Below are 2,024 nucleotides of genomic sequence, written 5' to 3'. Positions count from 1 at the left end.
GCGGACGAAGGTGTTGTAGACGTCCGCGATCCCGCCGTGGGTGATCCACGACTTGGTGCCGTTGACGACGAACACGGAGCCCGGGCCGTCGCCCTCCCGCTCCGCGCGGCACCGCAGGGCGGCGGCGTCCGACCCGGCCTGCGGCTCGGACAGCGAGTACGCGCCGATCTGCTCGCCGGCGAGCATTCCCGGCAACCACTCGGCCTTCTGCTCGTCGGTCCCGGCGGTGGCGAGCGGGAAGCAGGACAGGCCGTGCACGCTGGTCGCCACGGCGACGGCCGCCCAGCGGGCGCCGAGCTCCTCCAACACCTGGAGGTACACCTCGTAGGGCTGGTCGCCGCCGCCGAACTCCTCCGGGTAGGGCAGGCCCAGCAGCCCGACCTCGCCGAGCTGGGCGAACAGGCCCTGGGGGTAGGTGTGGTTCCGCTCGTGCTCGGCGGCGATCGGCTCGAGGAGTTTATCCGCGACGGAACGCGTCATCTCGAGCAGTTCGTACGCCTCGTCGCTGGGGAGCAGGCGGTCCACGGCCATGGGGGTCCTCCGGGTGCGGGTGGGGGACCGTGCGGTCCCCGGGGTCGGTCGGCTCCCATTAGAGTGCACCGCCGGGACGCGGCACGCCCAGCCCCGATAGTGGGGGTGCCCGTTGGTGGGTGCTGCTGGTGCGTCGTGGTTCACGTGCGCCACAATCTGGCGGTATGACCGAGAACACCGCGTCCACGCCCCTGTCGCCGGAGCAGTTGCTGGAAATCTACGACGTCCCCGGTGCGAGCGCCGCGGAGTTCCTGTGCGACCGCCACGCCCCCGAGGCGGTCGCCTTCACCGTCATCGACGCCGACCTGTCCGGGCGGGACATCACCTACGGCGAGCTGCGGACCGAGAGCGAGAAGGTCGCCGCGGCGCTGGCCGAGCTCGGCGTGGGCGAGGGCGACCGGGTGGCCACGCTGATGTCCAAGTCCGCGGACCTGGTGTTCACCCTCATGGGGATCTGGCGACTCGGTGCCGTCCACATGCCGCTGTTCACCGCGTTCGCGTGGCCGGCCATCGAGATGCGTCTCACCGGTGGCGACGCCAAGGTGGTCGTCTCCGACGCGGACCAGCGCGGAAAGCTCGAGAGCGTCGCCGTCCCGGTGGTCGTCGCCGGCCTGGCGGACTGCCCCGAGGCCCGAGACGGCGACCTCGACCTGGCCACGATCACCGCCGCCCAGCAGCCCTGCCTCGCCGCGGCGGTCACCGGTCCGGACGCCGGCCTGGTCATGCTGTTCACCTCCGGCACCACCGGCACCCCGAAGGGCGTCGTCGTGCCGGTGCGCGCCCTGGCCGCGTTCCACCAGTACATCGAGACGGGCCTGGACGTGCGGGCCGACGACGTGTTCTGGAACGGTGCCGACCCGGGCTGGGCGTACGGCCTCTACTACGGCATCCTCGGCCCGCTGGCGGTCGGCCGTCGGAGCCTGCTGCTGCACGCCCGCTACAGCCCGGAGCTGGCGTTCGCGGTCCTGCAGTACTTCCACGTCACCAACTTCGCGGCCGCGCCGACCGTGTACCGCACCATGCGGGCCAAGCGGGACATCGCGCCGGCCGACGTCACGCTCCGCCGAGCCTCGGCCGCCGGTGAGCCGCTCACCCCCGAGGTGATCGAGTGGTCGACCGAGCAGTTCGGCGTCGAGGTGCGCGACCAGTACGGCCAGACCGAGCACGGGATGTTCATCATCAACCCGTGGCACGACTCGCTGCGTGAGGACGTGCGCCCGGGCTCCATGGGCGTGCCGCTGCCGGGCTGGTCGTGCACCGTGCTCGCCGCGGACTACGACGAGCCCGCCCCCGTGGGCGAGCTGGGCCGCGTGGCGATCGACGTCCCCGCCAGCCCCCTGATGTGGTTCACCGGCTACCACCAGGCCCCGGAGAAGACCGCCGAGCGCTTCAGCGCGGACGGGCGCTGGTACTACACCGGCGACGCCGCCAAGCTCGACGCGGACGGCCACTTCTACTTCTCGAGCCGCGACGACGACGTGATCATCATGTCC

General features: G+C 71.9%; 2 protein-coding genes. One reads left to right on the top strand and one right to left on the bottom strand.

The annotated features are described in order from the left end of the window. A partial coding sequence (locus tag G6024_RS13045; protein WP_182640380.1) for an acyl-CoA dehydrogenase family protein occupies positions 1 to 531 on the bottom strand: 531 nt, incomplete at its 3' end. Positions 532 to 695: 164 nt separating this feature from the next. Between G6024_RS13045 and G6024_RS13040 the strand changes: the two genes are divergently transcribed. Further along, positions 696 to 2,024, top strand: a 1,329-nt coding sequence (locus tag G6024_RS13040; protein WP_159148882.1) for an AMP-binding protein, incomplete at its 3' end; no start/stop codon positions are given.

The organism is Dietzia maris (assembly GCF_014144855.1).
Lineage (GTDB): Bacteria > Actinomycetota > Actinomycetes > Mycobacteriales > Mycobacteriaceae > Dietzia > Dietzia kunjamensis.
This window is presented reverse-complemented; position numbering and strand designations above follow the sequence as displayed.